This window comes from Chitinophaga sancti, assembly GCF_034087045.1.
Lineage (GTDB): Bacteria > Bacteroidota > Bacteroidia > Chitinophagales > Chitinophagaceae > Chitinophaga > Chitinophaga sancti_B.
This window is the reverse complement of record NZ_CP139247.1, coordinates 6574444-6591539: the sequence shown is the minus strand read 5'-3', so window position 1 is coordinate 6591539 and position 17096 is coordinate 6574444. Positions and strand designations below refer to the sequence as shown.

Sequence of the window (17096 nt, the reverse complement as noted above, 5' to 3'; positions counted from 1 at the left end):
ACGCCGTCTACTCCGAGCGCATAATGCCGCCTCGTACCTCACCGTCACCCTCCGGGACTTATAGCTCTCCGTAGCCTTAACGCGACCAGTTCTATTTGCCGTCTTTTAACCGCTTTCCTTCCAAAACAGGTTCAATCGGAAAAAAGAAAAGAAAACAATTTTTCAAACATTAAAAAATTAAGAAAATGGCACACGAACTGAATTTCAACGAAGCAACAGGACAGTACAGCTTTTTTTCCGTTAAGGAAATTGCATGGCACGGATTAGGTCAGATTGTACAGGATTACCCCACGAGCGCCGAAGCGCTAAAATTTGCCCATCTCGACTTCACTGTAGAGAAGAGGCCCATTTTTACACAACATACATCCAACTTATACAACGACGGAGAAGATCGAAGAATCATTCCTAACATATCTGTACCCGATTATTTTGCAACAGTTAGGCAAGATAACAACGCGGTGCTGGGGGTAGTTGGCAAAGACTACCATATCGTCCAAAACACTGACGCATTCACTTTTTTTGACGCTATTGTAGGGGGAGAGGGTATTCAGTATGAAACAGCCGGAGCATTAGGTAAAGGAGAACGTATATTTATCACAGCTAAACTTCCCGGTTACATCAAAGTCGGCAACGATGATCTGATCGAAAAATATTTGTTCTTCACGACCAGCCACGACGGCAGTGGCAGTATTACCGCAGCGTTTACGCCCGTTCGCGTAGTTTGCGCCAATACTTTACGCGCAGCACTGGCAGATATGACCAACACGATTAAAATTCGTCATACTGCAAATGCACAGGACCGGCTGAAACAGGCCCACCGACTGATGGGTATTTCTAACAACCTGTCTAACGAAATGGACGCTATCTTTAACCAGTGGTCAAAATCCCGAATTTCAGACAGTGGTGTTAAAAAATTGATTCAAATGGCCTTAGCACCAAGTAAGGAAGTGTTAGCCAATGTTAAAGCCGATCAGATGGAAACCCTCACCACAACCTTTAATAATATGGTGGAAGCCGCGTATGATTATGGTATGAGCAACCCTACGCAGCAGATGAACACCACCGCAGGTACGGTTTTCGGCGCTTACAACGCGGTAACCGGATATTTCCAGAATGTAAGGAAATATAAAACGGATGAGGACAAAGTTAAATCTATATTGCTTGGGGGGAGTGCGCAGATTAAGACACAAAGTGCCTTTGATCTTTGCATGGAAGTGAGCAAGAAAGGCGAAGAATTCCTACAGTTTAATTTTAACTGATCTGGGTTTTCCAAAAATCGCGGCGCCCTGGGGGGCGCTGTGGTTTTTTTATGCCGGATTTTCTGCGGCTGGGATAATTATTTCCTGCCCTTTTTCTTCTTTATTTCCTTTTGTGCTTTGTTAGCGCTTCTTAAGAACAAAACAAACTTTATAAATTCAGTCTCTTCCGCACTACCCATTGCTTTGCTTATTTCCTCTATTTCATCCAAAGTAATTTTACCAAGATTAGCAATTCGTCTGCGTAATCTTGTTTCTTTGATACTGGTGTCCTGAATGATATCTTTTCTTTCAACATTCAAAAAGAATTGTTGAATAGTCTCAATCGAATTATCCTCGATCGCCTTTTTTACCAGTTTATACCTTGTAATTTTCTCGCTGTCCTTCAAATCTATTCCTTTATACCCCAAGCTATAAAGTTTTTTTCAATCCGGTACAATATAGGCCGGAAACGGCAAAAAAACGCTGTTTTCGGTTAATTTTCGCCGTTTTTAAATTTATTTCGCTTTATTCGGCGTTTTTTGGCCGTTTTCGGCTTTTTATTTAACTTTATGTTAGATTAAAACTGAACCGGGCACGCCATAGGCGGTCAGGTAACTTATTGTTTTTTATAATGGCTTCAGCAAAATTACTCCCAAGCTGCGAGGTGCATTTTTCGGGATAGCAGTTCAGCCACTTAGGAAGTAGGCACTAATAGGCTGGTTATGGACTTAGGGGGAAATACTTCGGCTGGCAAGATCTTTAGCATGATTTGATTGATCGACCAATGCCCTGATATAACAGAAAAAACGCTGCAATTTTCAGTTTACTGGGCATACACTTTTTTAAGCTAGAGCATTTTTTAACGGCTAACTGATACGGCCAGCTTTGTACTGGCGGTGGTAAAGATCTAGATTCCTCATGATTTTCTTCATTGGTATATGAAGCAAAAGTTAGATAGATAGCGGGACCGGTATTGACCGGTCCTTTCTTTCTTGTCCATTGATGAGTTGTAAGAAATTTAATAATTAATTGTTTGCATGATTACCTTTTCGGGTTGGTTCAATAATATCTATAACCTTTAATGCAGTTTTTATGAATTTAGAAAACCGCTCAAAAGTGGCGGATTTTGTGGAATAATCATCGAACAAAAAGGCATGTAACCCTTCCTATGGGCAACAACTGATCTAATCAAGGATGCCTGTTTATTATATTTTAAAACACCTCGCTGGTTTTCTAACGTATAAGGCTCTTTGTTATTTTTAATCACAGACTGTTGGCATGATCGGGAAGCGTCAGGTGCCGATAGTATAATGTCGGCTAACTTGAATGAAGTTGCTAACTTTTGCATCAACCATGCCCTGCAGAAAATCTTCTAAATTATTATATGCGTGAACCTGTGTTTAAAAAGAGAAGCCATAGCATGTTATGGCTTCTCTGCTATGACTTATTTTGAGGAAAAAATATGTAAGCCCACGCGGTTATCACTAGCCCCCCAGGTTTCAAGACAACCGTTATTATTCAATACAGTTATAATTTGTCTGACACTTATTGAGTCAGGATAGGACGTTTGGATCATGCAAAGCATACAGCTATCCCCACTGAATTGAAAATCAACTCCTGTTTGCTTCCTGGCTTGTTTGATCAAGTCACAAAGTCTGTATTCACCGCTTTTCAATAGGGTTTTTTTAGCAAGGGTGATATCGGTTGGGGAATCTAACGGTCGATAATGATTAGCACAATTCGCCATAAGCGTCACGAGCATAGATGTCAATAAATAAACTATTGCTTTTAATTTCAACATAGGCTGTTTTATTTATAGTAGGCGGAAAATAAAAAAAGTACTCTATCACTATAAAATAACTTCAAATCCACCATCATCATGATCACAGCTGGCTGCAATAACACCTAATTAACAATTTAACCCATAGGGATTTATTAATTTTTCGCATCAAAAAACCTTTAGCAATCCACAGGCAAAGCCTGAATCGACCACATAATTTTTAACGATCGAAAATCGAAAGTATTGGAAAAGATCATCCCTCGCCAACTCGATGGTTTAACAGCTCCATATAACTCCGTAAAAATAGGATTAACTGAATCGCAGGTATTATTCGATATAATCAGCTTGCAAGGGAATTAATTACCCAATACGCTGCGCAGCTATTAGTTCAAATCAATCGGGAGGCAGATTATCCTTTTGACTGTGACACTAGGACATAGGAAAATATTAACTAGTCAACACCACAATGAGATTGCGTTGCCTTTCTACGCCAGACGTAAGAAAGAGCTTTGGGGACTCCCCAATTGGAAGCCCCTGCTTCGTGAAGTTGATAAAAATATAAATTAGCCCATCAAATCTTCAGCGCTTATCGTTACAGTCATAGGAAATATACTGGCATTTTTAGGCCCTTTAATCAAAATTATATTCCCAACTGAAACAATTTCCTTAAAGACATAAAAGAATGCGCCAACATCCGCGTCGGTTTTATGAAGTGGTTTATCAAAAACAACCTTATCCTCGTTTCTAAGGATTAGAAAGGCTGTAACTTTCTCATCTTCAAACCTAAACACAATTTCACTTTTAATTACCTTCCCAAACAAGATCAATTCCGAACTTATTCCTTGAAGATCAGTACAGTAATTTAAGGATACTCCTGTTTCATATGCATACTTACATGCATCTACTAAGTCTTTGTTACTATGATTCTCTGCTGTCTTTATAATGTACTCACAAGCCATCTTCCAAATTAGTGCATTTTTGTCCTCTTCTGCCAGTTGTAAATACATTTCAATATCTAATACACCGTAATATGACATTGCTGGGCCTGCTATGGCGTTATAACCCTTTATTTTTCTTTGGTCATTCTCATAGGACTCCTCATCCAGAAACATAAGGTTTAAAAACTCTATCGGTTTGGATTTATACCGTTCATTTAACAATCGAGACAACAACATACCTAATCCTATTGTCCTCTTTGTCAAAGAATAAAGCTGTTCGTTATTTTTATAAAAACAAAATAATATTTGCCCTATTTTCTTGATCTTCATATTGATTAAAATGGTATTATTTCACCGGTTAAGAAATCAACTGGAAAAGGCTTATTCATACCATCTAACCTTCTTATACCAGTTGAATTATAATGCAAACTACGCATATATTTTTCCAGAACATGTGCCTCTTGCTTAGTAACTATTTCGGGAGCAAACATAGTACAGGTAATCTGGAATTTCGAAGATCGAATATATACGGTAAGACGTCAATCATTCAATTATACCACATACGTGTTATAACATTTATCTCCAACTATGAATACTTTTACAAAATAACCCTAACGTTGATCCGGGTTCTTTTTACCTTTTACCTATATAGCTTTGTTATGTGCATATAATACCCATTTCGTAAACCATTGGTTCTGTGATGATCTGTACACCATCCCGACCCATTCCCAATAATTACATCAGCATTTAATGAAAAAGATTTTATTTTCCCTATTGCTATGCTTCATCACAACACTTACCAGCAATGCACAAGACAACCCTATCGTCCCGCTACCGGCCGATCAGGCAGAATTATTCAAATACACCAGTACACCCGTCAGTCTGTACACTGGTGTACCACAGATTGCCTACCCGATTTATGAAATCAACACCGGAAAGATTAAGGTGCCTATTTCTCTTAGCTATCACGCCTCCGGCATAAAAGTCGGACAAAAAGCTACCTGGGTAGGACTTGGTTGGACCTGTATGCCTGGTGGAAACATTTCAAGAAGTATCCGTGGTGTTGAAGATGAGACAACCGAAAGAGGGTGGTTCAACCATTTTCATAACATTGACACAATTGAAACAATGAATGACTATTGGCCTATGGCTGCCTTAAAAGAGGGTACCTCCTTTGATCTACAACCTGATTTCTTCAATTTAAGCATCCCAGGCAAATCCTGCCGGTTCCTTTACTCCAGAAGAGACAAGAAATTTGTAACAGCTCCTTACCAGGCTGTCAACATAGTACATACCAGTAGCAATAACTACCAGGTGACTGATGATGATGGAACACGTTATCTCTTTGAACAAAAGCTATATTCATTCAGTGATGATCAGGGAACAAAACAACATATTGTAGGCTGGAACCTGACAAGTATCATTTCCAACGATGCAAAAGATACCATCACCTTTACATATGCAGCTGGTACGGCGGCAGAAAGATCTCCTGATGAAGTACATTCTTATACCAGATCATATCATATGAATACTTCTGATGCGGATGAAGCCAATTGGATGGTTGATGATGCAGTAAAATCGTATTCTTATTCCTATAGTTATACGCCAAAAATATCTGAGATTATTTTCCGCCAGGGAAAGGTGAAATTCTATGCCAATACTCTCCGGATTGATTACGGTAATAATGCACTGGACAGCATTGTAGTCTATAGTAAAGACAATGGTACTTACCAGCGCGTAAAAAAAGTTACCCTGGCATATGATTACTTCTTCACCGGCAATAGCTATCCATCATTTGGAGATTATAGATTAAAACTGCTCTCTTTTACAAAAGAAGACATGGCAGGGCAACAACCAGAACGTTATAGCTTTGAATATGATAGCACAAAACTACCTAATATTTCTTCAGATGGAGCCGACTGGTGGGGTTTCTATAATGGTAAAGCAAATCAAGCTACCTTGCTGCCAGCTGCACTACCAGAAGTAGAAACGTTACAACCGTATGGTAATCTGGGCCTTGCAGACCGAAACCCTTCGGCAACAGCTATCCTGGCCGGCACGCTTAACAAAGTAATTTACCCTACCGGAGGTTACACAAAATATAACTTTGGTATCTCACAATATTATGATGTAACCACCTATTCCTCTACAACTAAACTGGTGGATATTACATTTGCAGGTAAGAGCACCACCCAACAAATAGCACGCGACACTAGTATCACCTTCCAGGTAAGACCTCCTAACAATACTGATAAGAATTATGCAGTAGACATAAATGTTGCACTTTCTAAACATTCACCTAATTCAAAAACTTACGCCCAGATCGTCAACTTATATGATGTCACTACCAGTACGACTCAGCCGGTACTTACCTGGCAAACTGAAACTGATACAAGTGCACAATCTTATGCTGCTTCCTACATCTGCGATACCAGTCATACTTACAAGTTGTACTTATACATTAATGACTATAGTACAACCACAATAACGGCCACTTTAAGTATGTCCGTACTTAATCAACGCGGAACTAGTTCTATGGGTGGCGGTATCAGGATTGAATCTATTGAATCCTACAACATTGACAATACGCTACAGAAAAAAGATGTATATAAATATGGTGCTTCAGAAAACGAAGGCGGCTATTTAATTACTGCTGCTGATGAGATCAGGAACAAAAACTATACAGGCGTTATTACACAAAGAAACAGATTCAGAGGAACAGGAGAATGCATCGCAATAGCGGGGTACAGGTACAATTTTATGGGTCAGTCATATTACCCTACTGTCAATTTTCAGGGAGCAAATGTTGTTTACAACTATATAACTAAATATGAATACAGTAATAAAACTCCCAATGGTAAAACAATGTACCAATACGTATTACCAACGGATTATACAGTTGTAGGAAACCCGGGTACTTTCGCCGGAAAAGAAAGAATAGACAACTCCTTAGCAGAAGATCTCCTCGCGAATGAAAAAATATTTAAGTTCAATGCCGCTGATAGCACGTTTGACCTTATCAAATGGACCTATAATTCATATGGTATATCTAATCTCTCAGTGGATACAGGTATCCTGATGTATGACAAAATATACTACATAGATCTGTGTGGAGGCGAATCTGGGATATATAGCTTTGGATTTAACTATATTCCATTAAAGAGCGGAGGTCGTAACTTGGCTTCTACTACCGTTCGCGAGTATGATAACAATGGAACTCTATTTGAAAACGTAGTTAATTACACGTATAATAGTAAGAACTACCCCAAATCTGTTACCAAAGTCAATAGTAAGTCTGATACGATTGTCTCTAAGATGTATTATCCTGGAGAACATGCATCTACAGATGGCAATACATCCATTCTAAATAGTATGGTATACAGAAACATGATCCGTCAACCTTACTGGCAGGGCAACTACATTAATGGCACATTACTGAGTTATAAACATACCCTGTTTGGAAACAGCTGGGGCACTAATGATAGTCTGATAGCGCCTAAAATGGACAGTAGCTGGCAATTAGGTAACGACAACAGTCTGCCTGCTACCACCATTGCTTACCAAAGCTATGGCCCTTATGGTAACATCCGCCAGATCAGAGATGACAAAGGTATCACGGCTGCTTACACCTGGACTGCTGATGGCACCTATCCGGTTTCCCAAACCGCCGGTGCTGCTCTCAATCAGGTATTATATGATGGTTTTGAGGATATTAATTCCTGGACAGGTGTTACCCGCGATGCCACTGTTTCTCACACTGGTAAATATGCTGGTCTCATTAGTGGTGCAAGTACATACATCAATCCAAACTGGTTATATGTATCTCTTTCAAACACGACTACCTTCCGTTTCTCCGGATGGGTGTACAGCAATGGCCCTTCTGCTACTATAAATCTATTGACAAAAAGCAGTGCAACCAGCACCGGTTCAACCAATATAGCGAATATATCTACGTCCGAAACTGGTAAATGGGTATACATTGAAAAAGAATACTCCGTTCCTTCCGGTACCCCATACATCACTATCAGTCTGACAAATAATGGTAGCGGAAAAGTATGGTTTGATGATATCAAATTACGCCCATCAGCATCCCAGATGAGCACTTATACCTTCGATCCGCTTATTGGTATGACCAGTAAGTCTGACGAAGGGAACCATACGCTCTATTACGAATTTGATGGTCTGAACAGACTGAAAATGATTCGCAATAAGGATAGGAATATCCTGAAAATGTACTGTTACAACTATGCAGGTGAGATTGATCAGTGTGATGGCGCAGTATATTATAATGATTACCAGAGCCAGAACTTTACAAAAACATGCGCATCCGGAAGTATTTCTGTCGTGAATTATGCAGTAGAAGCGGGCAGATATGCCTCCCGTGTAAGTGTAGCTGATGCAAATTCGAAAGCACTGGCTGACATTACAGCGAATGGACAAAGCTATGCCAATAAAATGGGCGATTGTAGTTATTACCTGAGTGAGCAACTGGTAGATACCTTCTACTCTTCCAAATGTACCAATGGTGGAATATCCAATCCTATTGAATATAGGCTGGCAGGAGGAACTGATACTTCCTATATCAGTCAGGACGATGCCAACGCAAAAGCGCAAGCAAAGTTCCAGTCATTAGGACAGGCTTATGCAGATTTAAAAGGAAATTGTGTTTACTATAATACAGCACAAACCGGTAGTTTTCAGAAAACAAATTGTACGGATTCCAAGGCAGAAGGTTCATGGATAACAGCTACTATCCCGGCTAACACCTATTATACTTTGGTCAGTCTGGATAGTGCCAATGCAGTGGCAAAGGCTGCATTGAAAGATAGTGGCACCGCCCAGGCGAATAGATTAGGGATATGTTACTATTTCAGTGATGAGCAAAAAGTGACCAAAACCAAAGCCTGTGATTCCGGGTATGTGGGTACCGATGTAACTTATGTTGTAGCTGCAAGACATGACTCTACTACAATCAGCAAAGATACTGCCAATGCAATCGCGCTGCGATATGCTAATGCCAATGCGCAAAGCTATGCTAATACAAATGGCACATGTCAGACCTGCAATTTGTTGTTCAGTAAAAAATCTGGTTCTGGTAGCCTGAATCCATTTAGTATCACCGTCACCAATACTACTACCGGTGCTGTTGTATATCAAAAAACTTTTAGTCCGCTTACAGACGAAGCCCTGAAAGCATGTGCCATTATACCAACAGGGGCAACTTATACTGTGACAATGGCGTCCACAACTCAGGTATATATCACCGTAAATGGTACGACCAAAACTATTACAACCAATAGTAGTCAAACATGGACAGCAGTTTCACCTGCTATCAATGTAGTTTTATCCACTGTAGCACCTACAGTATATAGCAGTGGAGCCAGCTCCGGGTCTTATACCAAAACCAACTGTACGGGAGATTCTACGGGTGTAGCTTATATTTATACATTAGCCGCAGGTTTATACACTTCCACCATTTCCCAGGCAGATGCAAATGCCCAGGCACAGGCGTACGCTAATCAACAGGGACCGATTGCCGCTAACCAGTATGGTTACTGTATACCATCCGGTAAAAATTTTGGGGTTGTAGTGAAACGCGGAGCAACAGTGCCGGGTACGTTAAGCATTGTAGCTACGAATAATTCTACCAGTGCAAAAGCTGTCAATACCACAGCTAAGACTGAATGGCCTTATTATACAACGGTGGCGACCGGTGTCACTTACACTATTACGATGCAAATGATAACCGGAACAGGATCTTGTACAGCCAGTATCAATGGGGTTGAAAAGACTTTTACAGCCAGTACAATAGCTACTTTCACCGGCATTTCACCGACCACATTCATCCTTGTCTGGAAAAACTAAATCAATGCGACAATCAAAATTTATCTATTTATTATATATCTGCCTGCTGGGAACAATTGTTCCCGGCATGGCACAGGTACCGGTCAATACATCACGTACTGCCGCTACTCCTGTAGTGCGTCCTGCTGCGCTAAATACCTTAAAAGCAAGTTCTATCCGGGTCTGGATTCCCAGTATGATTACGACAGATCCGAATGCGGTATTTGATACCAGCAGGTCAACAGCTGATGTGAAGCTGATGACTCAATATCTGGATGGATTGGGCAGACCCATGCAAACAGTAGCAAGAAGAATCAGTCCTAACGGCAATGACATGGTCACTGCTGTAGTATATGATTCACTTGGCAGACAACAATATCAATACCTGCCCTATATACCTCAACAGGATGGTGCCCATAATGGAAAAATAAAGTCAGATCCGTTTGCGGCGCAAGCATCTTTTTATCAAAATACTGCACTCAACCCCGGCATCGCAAATGAACATGTGTACTATAGCCAGACTGAGTATGAAGCCTCTCCACTAAACCGGGTATTAAAAAAATGGGACCCCGGTGATAGTTGGGCACAAACAGGCGGAAATCATCCGGTAGAAATGCAGTACTATTACAATACCAGCGACGATGCTGTGCTGATCTGGAAAATTGCAATCAGTAAAAAGAACTGTTCCACCACTGCTACTTATGGTTCCGGTTCCGCAACTCTTCCTGATACTGCCGGCATTTACAGTACCGGGCAGCTCAATAAAAACATTTTAATCGATGAAGCAGGGCACCAGGTGATAGAATACAAGGACAAAGACGGCCAACTCATTCTCAAAAAAGTACAATTGGCCGATAGTCCTGGTAAAGCCCATGATGGATGGTTATGCACCTACTATGTGTATGACGATCTGGGCAGTCTTCGCTTTGTAATACCGCCACTGGCAGTACAAAATATCATGTCTGACTGGAAGATCACTTCAACCGTCGCCGATGAACTTTGCTTCCAGTATCAATATGATGCACGTGGCCGCATGATTTCAAAAAAAATCCCCGGAGCAGGAGCTGTTTTAATGGTATATGATAGCAGAAACAGAGTCGTATTTACACAGGATTCATTACAAAGAGGCCAGTCTTCTCCCGAGTGGCTGACTACCTTCTACGATGGATTGAACCGCCCCTATGAAACGGCGCTTTACACGGTTACCAGCAGCAGAGAAGCCCTGCAATGTACGCTGAATACTTCTACCAGCGATACCTCTCCGGTCTATAATCCCCTGCCGGACATCAGCTCGGGTGCACTCACCCCATTATCTTACACTTACTATGATAATTATAACTATACTGGTGTACATAGCTTTGTGAACGCAGGCCTTTCAAAACCGGAAGCAGGCGACAATCCTTATAGCCAGGCCAATACTTCTTCCAGTACGCGTGTCGCCACTTTCAACACTGGAACAAAGGTTCGCATATTAGGCACAGAACAATGGCTCACCACCACGAACTACTTCGACGATAATGCCCTTACTATCCAGATAATTGCAGATAATCATACAGGTGGAAAAGATGTGACCAGCCTTCTATATGACTACAATGGCAAGGTGTTAAGCACCTACCTTACGCATACCAACCCTTCCAGCACCGTTACGCCTCAGACAACCTTACTGACCAAGATGAGTTATGATGCAGCTGGTCACCTGATTTCACTCGTCAAGCGGCTGAATGACAGCACTAACCTCGAGGAAAAGATCGCAGAGAACATCTATAATGAGCTGGGGCAATTGCAGCAAAAGAAAATAGGAGTAACTGCCAGTGGGCAGTTAGATACCCTAACCTATACTTATAATATCAAAGGCTGGTTAGCGGGTATCAACAAAGCATTTGTCAATTCCACCGGCACAGAGAACTGGTTCGGTGAAGAAATCAGTTATGATGATGGCTTTGATAGCAGCCAATACAATGGCAACATTGCAGGCATCAAATGGAAAAGCAGGTCCAACGGCATACCAAGGGCATACGGTTTTGGTTATGATGGTGCCAACCGCCTCAAAAAGGCTGTCTTTAACCAGCAAAACAATACAGGAGCAGCATGGACATCAGACAAAGCTGACTTTACAGTAAGCAACCTCGTTTATGATGCAAATGGTAACATTAGCTCAATGAAACAACAGGGGTTAATAGGTACTACCAACAGCAATGTGGATAACCTGACATATACCTACCAGGCCAACAGCAATAAGCTATTGACAGTGACGGATGCCAGTAATACAAGCACCGCCAAACTAGGTGATTTTAATGATGGTACAAACACAGGCAATGACTATACATACAACGGTAATGGCAATTTAATATCCGATCAGAATAAGCATATCACTTCTATCAGTTATAACCTGCTGAATCTTCCCGAAAAAATTCTGGTCAGCGGCAAGGGTACAATTAATTATTTATATACAGCAGATGGCAGGAAACTGAAAAAAACCGTGGTGGACAGTACCTCGTCTCCTGTAAAAACTACTGTGACTGATTACATAGAAGGATTAGTGTATGAACGGGACACCTTACGATATATTATTCACGAAGAAGGCCGTATTCGTCCGGAATATGATTCCGGCAAAGCCCTCGTTTATCATTGGGATTATTTTGAAAAAGATCACTTGGGCAATGTCCGGGTAGTATTGGGAGATAATGCAGACACCAGCGTATACGCTGCTACCATGGAGACAGCCAGTAGTGCGACTGAAAACGCTTTATTCAGTAACATAGACAATACCCGCACAGCGCTTCCTGCTGGCTATCCAACGGATGAAACTACCAATCCAAATGCATATGTAGCCAGACTGAATGCAGAAAGTGGTGAAAAAATAGGTCCATCCATTGTATTACGGGTCATGGCGGGGGATACCCTGCAGCTGGGGGTCAAAGCATTTTATAAAAGCACGGCAGCCAGCACCTCCAGTACTACCACAAGCAGTATGCTGGCCGCACTCATACAGGCATTCAGTTCTTCCACTATCTCTGATGGTACGCATGCGGCTGCAGGTACAAATTCCGCTATTTCGTCAGCATATACATCCAGTGAGTACGAAGAGTTGATCAGCAAGGATGCAGATGAGAACCTTGCCACTAAACCCAGGGCGTATCTCACCTATGTACTTTTTGACGACCTGTTCAACATGGTAGATGATAATAGTGGTGTGAAACAGGTACAGGGAAATCCTGATGAATTGCAAACATTGACGGTAGAGAAGTTCGTTATTAAAAAAACAGGATTTGTTTATATTTATACAAGTAATGAAAGTGGGGAGAATGTCTACTTCGACAATCTTGTTATATCTCACAATAGTGGACCACTGTTAGAAGAAACTCACTATTACCCATATGGGCTGACGATGGCGGGGATTAATAGTAAAGCGCTTAAAGGAGCTGGATACTACAAAAATTTGCTACAATATAACGGCAAGGAAATACAGCAGAAGGAATTTTTGGATGAGAAGGGACTGGATTGGTATGATTACGGTGGAAGGATGTATGATGTACAGATATCCAGATGGCAAGGGGTAGACTTGTTATGTGAGAAATCAAGAAGGTATTCGCCATATAATTATGCAAACCTTAACCCAATTCGATTCATTGACCCCGATGGAAATATTACAATTGACGCCGTTGATAAATACAAGAACTTCATTGATGATAAAAAGGAAAAGGAAGCTAATTCTATATTTTTTAACTGGGCGATTTATAAACTTCAAAACGGAGAGTACAGTGAGGGAGAATCATCTCAGGTAGCAAACGAAGAAGATCCTCCGACAAAAGGAAAATATTCAATATTCAAAAAAAAGGAGTCAAAATCCCAATGGAACTTTAGTGCTTTTCATGTTGCAATGTCAACAACAGTGGCTCTAGCAAGTGATGATGCGACAGGTATTGGTGTATGGGATGATCTTGCGATTCCTCCTGTTTGGATTGGTTCAACTGGCTTCTTTCTGTATAGTAATGCGGACTTAATTAAAAAGGAGTTGAAAGAGTTGAGGGGCATTTTGGCAAAACCGTTTGGTCCGGATGGGTGGCAGTATACATTAAGAGCTACGATGGATGGAATGTATCCAAATGTAAGGACAGGAGTGCCAGTGTTTTTACATGCGGGTCAGATATGGAAGATTGGGGAGACGACATCTGATGATAGATATAACCCTAGTGATTTGAAATATATTGGTCCTGGTGTCGAACAATTTAATGAAATTCCAGGAAATCAAATGCAAATTAAATTTGCTGAAAAGCTGAAACTGTATAATTATTATCGTTCAAATTGGACTCTTCCTCCAGGTAACAGAATCTTTCGATAATTTTAATTACTTTAAAAACTATCTTTACTATAATCACTAATTTGTATGAAAGATTTTTCAATTAGCTTATATATAAGCCCAGAAGTGAAATTTAAACTTGGAATTATAAATCAATTTAATGAACTAATTCTTTCTTTTCTTAAGCCAAGATTTTACGGGATTGGCGTCGAATATTTATTTATTGGTTTAAACTGCATGAATCAAAGAAGCCTGAAAATTTTAAAACTTAGAAAGCCTAAATATATTGGCCCTCCTAAAATTATTAAGATGCCAGGACTTGAAGACAGGGTACTTGAGAAAGCCATCGAATATGAATTCATAGTGGATTATGCAGAGATTATGAATGCAGATGATGATAAGGTAATTGGGATAATTAAATCAAATTTGATTAATTCTATTACCGCAATTGACGTTTTAAAGATACCTGATTTTGATAAAGAGAAATTTAAGAAGGACTTTATTGAGTGTGTAAGTCAGATACAAATATGAGTTCTAATATTATATTGAATAAGGAGAAGGAAGTGTTTCTTCTCCTTATTTTAATTTTAGCTAAATCCCTGTTCCTTTATATTACATTTCAATAATTTCTAGCAGATAATACGGCCAGTCCGAATGATTATGTAGTGAATAGGACCTTCGTTAGTATTTCGAGTGATGGTGGGGGATATTATTACAATAGTTTCTAAAGCTTTTTATAAATCACTTATTTGTACCCGTTGTGCACTTATTTCAGGACATTCTCGATCGCTTAATATTTTAGCTTCCAAATACATCTGTTTGCCATTGTAAAAAATGGGTACATGCAATACGTGATTTAATTCTTCATAATAGTGCTCCATATAAATATGTTTTGCTCTAAATTAGGATGGAATGTATCCAAATGTAAGGACAGGAGTGCCAGTGTTTTTACATGCGGGTCAGATCTGGAAGATTGGGGAGACGACATCAAGTGATAGATATTCTTTTAGTGATTTACAGAGAATTGGGCCAGGAGTTAGACAATATAATGAGGTTCCTGGAAATCAGATGCAAATTAAATTTGCGGAGAAATTAAAATTATACAACTATTATCGTGCGAATTTGACGCGGCCACCTGGAAATTCTATTTTTAGATAAATTAGTTTGAATTATATATTTTTTGATCATAACGTCTTTAAAACAAATGGAAAAATTTTATATAGGTGAAATGATTAGTCCCGAAGTCGGCCCGAACCTAAGTGTTATATCAATTTTTAATGAAAAAATTTGTTCCTTTCTTAAGGAAAGAGATTATGGTAATGGTGTATTAAATTTAGTTATTGGGTTTATATGTATGAACCCTAAAAGCTTAAAGATCTTGAAATTAAGAAAACCTAGTTATGTCCTGGGGCCCAAAATTATTAAAGCTAAAGGACTTCCTGAGTCAATAATTGAAAGGAATGTTGAGTACGAATTCATTGCTGATTTCCAAAGTATATTAAATGCACAAGGAGAAGAATTAATCAAACGAATTAAAAACGAACTTATTAATTCCATTGTAGCAATTGATGTTTTGGAAATTCCTGATTTTGATAAAGAGAAATTTAAGAAGGACTTTATTGAGTGTGTAAGTCAGATACAAATATGAGTTCTTATATTGAATAAGGAGAAGGAAGTGTTTCTTCTCCTTATTTTAATTAACATAACACTAGTGTTATGTTAATTGTTAATTGACGGATATAATCTTTTTAACTTCACTCTTGCTTCTTTGTTGGTGAATTGCCAGTTTATTTGGCTGTTTTTATTGTTTCGGTGAATTTGCCATTCAGTGACCTCTTCTTTCACCTTCTCCATTGTAGATATATGCCTGTTCAGGCATTGTCCATTCAAGACGTGCAATTCTATTTCGGCCATATTTAACCAGCTTCCATGTTTTGGGGTATAGATGAATTCAAATCTGTCACACAGCCTTTTGGCTTCTTTGGGTTCAAAGGTCTCATAAAATGCAGCACCCGTATGCGTTTTAAAATTATCCATCACCAGGGTTATCTTTTTCGCTCTGGGATATTTCTTATCTGCGATTTCTTTAATAAACATTGCCCAATCTTTTCTGGCTTTGAATGCTGTTACCTCTACAAAACGCCTCCCTTTCAATGGTTCATTTGCCATGAATATATTTACCATGCCATGTTACGAACTCGTAATCTACTCTTCTTTCCTGACCAGGCTTCATAGCAACTGATTTTCTCAGTTCATCGACTAACTGCTTTGGCGACTCATCCATACAAACAACAGGATAATCAGCATCAAGGCCGCTTATATACATCTAATACATTCTCCATGCTTGCCACAAATTCACTATTACAATGAGGGGGGATTACCCACCCTTTTAATTTCCATGGCTTAAGTTCATTTTTTTTAAAACCTTTCTTACTGTTACATGGGAGATGCTTTCTACATACTTTAATTCAACCATCTTGTCTGCCAGCAGCCGTAATGATTTAGCAAACCCCTTAGGTGGCTCACTACAGCATAATGTGACTAACTTCGCTTCTATATCTCCATCCACTTTGGATTCATAAATACGAGTTGAAGGTCGTCTTTCTAATACCCCTTCAAAACCCTCTTCAATAAATTTCTTCTTAACTCGATCTATTGTGCGCATCCCTACTTTCAAAACCTTACTTATTTGCTCATTAGTCACTTTTTCCGAGTACTTCCCCTCATCGCAATTTAATAAAATATAAGCCATACGAAAGGTTTGGGAAGTATGTGAACCTTTATTTATTATGCTGTGTAATTCTTCAACTTCACTCTTTGTCAATTTAACGGTATAGCGTATCATCTTCGATAAATATTCCTCAAATATACAACTCGTAACCGTCAATTATTAATTAACATAACACTAGTTAGGATCTTCCTTTTAATTTTAATAGTATTGGCCCGTCATCATCATTTCTGTTTCAATCATCGTATCGTCAACTGATTCCTGGCCA

8 protein-coding genes and 1 pseudogene are annotated in these 17096 nt (G+C 39.6%); 5 read left to right on the top strand and 4 right to left on the bottom strand.

Annotation, left to right across the window (positions count from 1 at the left end; all coding sequences use genetic code 11):
- Window positions 1-185 precede the first annotated feature (185 nt).
- Window positions 186-1259: a DUF932 domain-containing protein gene (locus SIO70_RS26355; protein WP_320575837.1), complete on the top strand. Its 1074-nt coding sequence runs from the start codon at window positions 186-188 to the stop codon at window positions 1257-1259.
- Window positions 1260-1336: 77 nt separating this feature from the next.
- Here SIO70_RS26355 and SIO70_RS26350 read toward each other — a convergent pair whose 3' ends face one another.
- From SIO70_RS26350 to SIO70_RS26340, 3 genes are all read right to left on the bottom strand, one after another.
- Window positions 1337-1666: a hypothetical protein gene (locus SIO70_RS26350; protein WP_320575836.1), complete on the bottom strand. Its 330-nt coding sequence runs from the start codon at window positions 1664-1666 to the stop codon at window positions 1337-1339.
- Between the two features lie 1016 nt (window positions 1667-2682).
- Window positions 2683-3039 carry a hypothetical protein gene (locus SIO70_RS26345; RefSeq protein WP_320575834.1) on the bottom strand — a complete coding sequence of 119 codons (357 nt, stop codon included), beginning with the start codon at window positions 3037-3039 and terminating at the stop codon, window positions 2683-2685.
- A 542-nt stretch (window positions 3040-3581) separates the two neighbouring features.
- The gene (locus SIO70_RS26340) at window positions 3582-4286 is read right to left on the bottom strand and encodes a hypothetical protein (RefSeq protein WP_320575832.1); all 705 of its coding nucleotides are present in this window, start codon (window positions 4284-4286) and stop codon (window positions 3582-3584) included.
- 420 nt (window positions 4287-4706) lie between these two features.
- Here SIO70_RS26340 and SIO70_RS26335 point away from each other — a divergent pair, with 420 nt between their 5' ends.
- The 4 genes from SIO70_RS26335 to SIO70_RS26320 all read left to right on the top strand — a co-directional run bounded on the left by SIO70_RS26335 (window position 4707) and on the right by SIO70_RS26320 (window position 15748).
- Window positions 4707-9821: a DUF5977 domain-containing protein gene (locus SIO70_RS26335; protein WP_320575830.1), complete on the top strand. Its 5115-nt coding sequence runs from the start codon at window positions 4707-4709 to the stop codon at window positions 9819-9821.
- A 4-nt stretch (window positions 9822-9825) separates the two neighbouring features.
- Entirely contained in the window at window positions 9826-14142 is a 4317-nt protein-coding gene (locus tag SIO70_RS26330) for a DUF6443 domain-containing protein (RefSeq protein ID WP_320575829.1), read from the top strand.
- A gap of 45 nt (window positions 14143-14187) precedes the next feature.
- Window positions 14188-14631 (top strand): hypothetical protein, encoded by a 444-nt coding sequence (locus SIO70_RS26325; protein ID WP_320575827.1) that lies wholly within the window; start codon window positions 14188-14190, stop codon window positions 14629-14631.
- Window positions 14632-15304: 673 nt separating this feature from the next.
- Window positions 15305-15748, top strand: coding sequence for a hypothetical protein (locus SIO70_RS26320; RefSeq protein WP_320575825.1), 444 nt, complete (start codon window positions 15305-15307; stop codon window positions 15746-15748).
- A 71-nt stretch (window positions 15749-15819) separates the two neighbouring features.
- On the opposite strand, the pseudogene SIO70_RS26315 reads toward SIO70_RS26320, so the two are convergent.
- Window positions 15820-16945: pseudogene (locus tag SIO70_RS26315) on the bottom strand (IS630 family transposase).
- Window positions 16946-17096 lie beyond the last annotated feature (151 nt).

Coding starts and splice junctions, on each gene's coding strand:
- SIO70_RS26325 (WP_320575827.1), top strand. CDS start 14,188: ATGAAAGATTTTTCAATTAGCTTATATATAAGCCCAGAAGTGAAATTT.
- SIO70_RS26345 (WP_320575834.1), bottom strand. CDS start 3,039: ATGTTGAAATTAAAAGCAATAGTTTATTTATTGACATCTATGCTCGTG.
- SIO70_RS26330 (WP_320575829.1), top strand. CDS start 9,826: ATGCGACAATCAAAATTTATCTATTTATTATATATCTGCCTGCTGGGA.
- SIO70_RS26335 (WP_320575830.1), top strand. CDS start 4,707: ATGAAAAAGATTTTATTTTCCCTATTGCTATGCTTCATCACAACACTT.
- SIO70_RS26355 (WP_320575837.1), top strand. CDS start 186: ATGGCACACGAACTGAATTTCAACGAAGCAACAGGACAGTACAGCTTT.
- SIO70_RS26340 (WP_320575832.1), bottom strand. CDS start 4,286: ATGAAGATCAAGAAAATAGGGCAAATATTATTTTGTTTTTATAAAAAT.
- SIO70_RS26320 (WP_320575825.1), top strand. CDS start 15,305: ATGGAAAAATTTTATATAGGTGAAATGATTAGTCCCGAAGTCGGCCCG.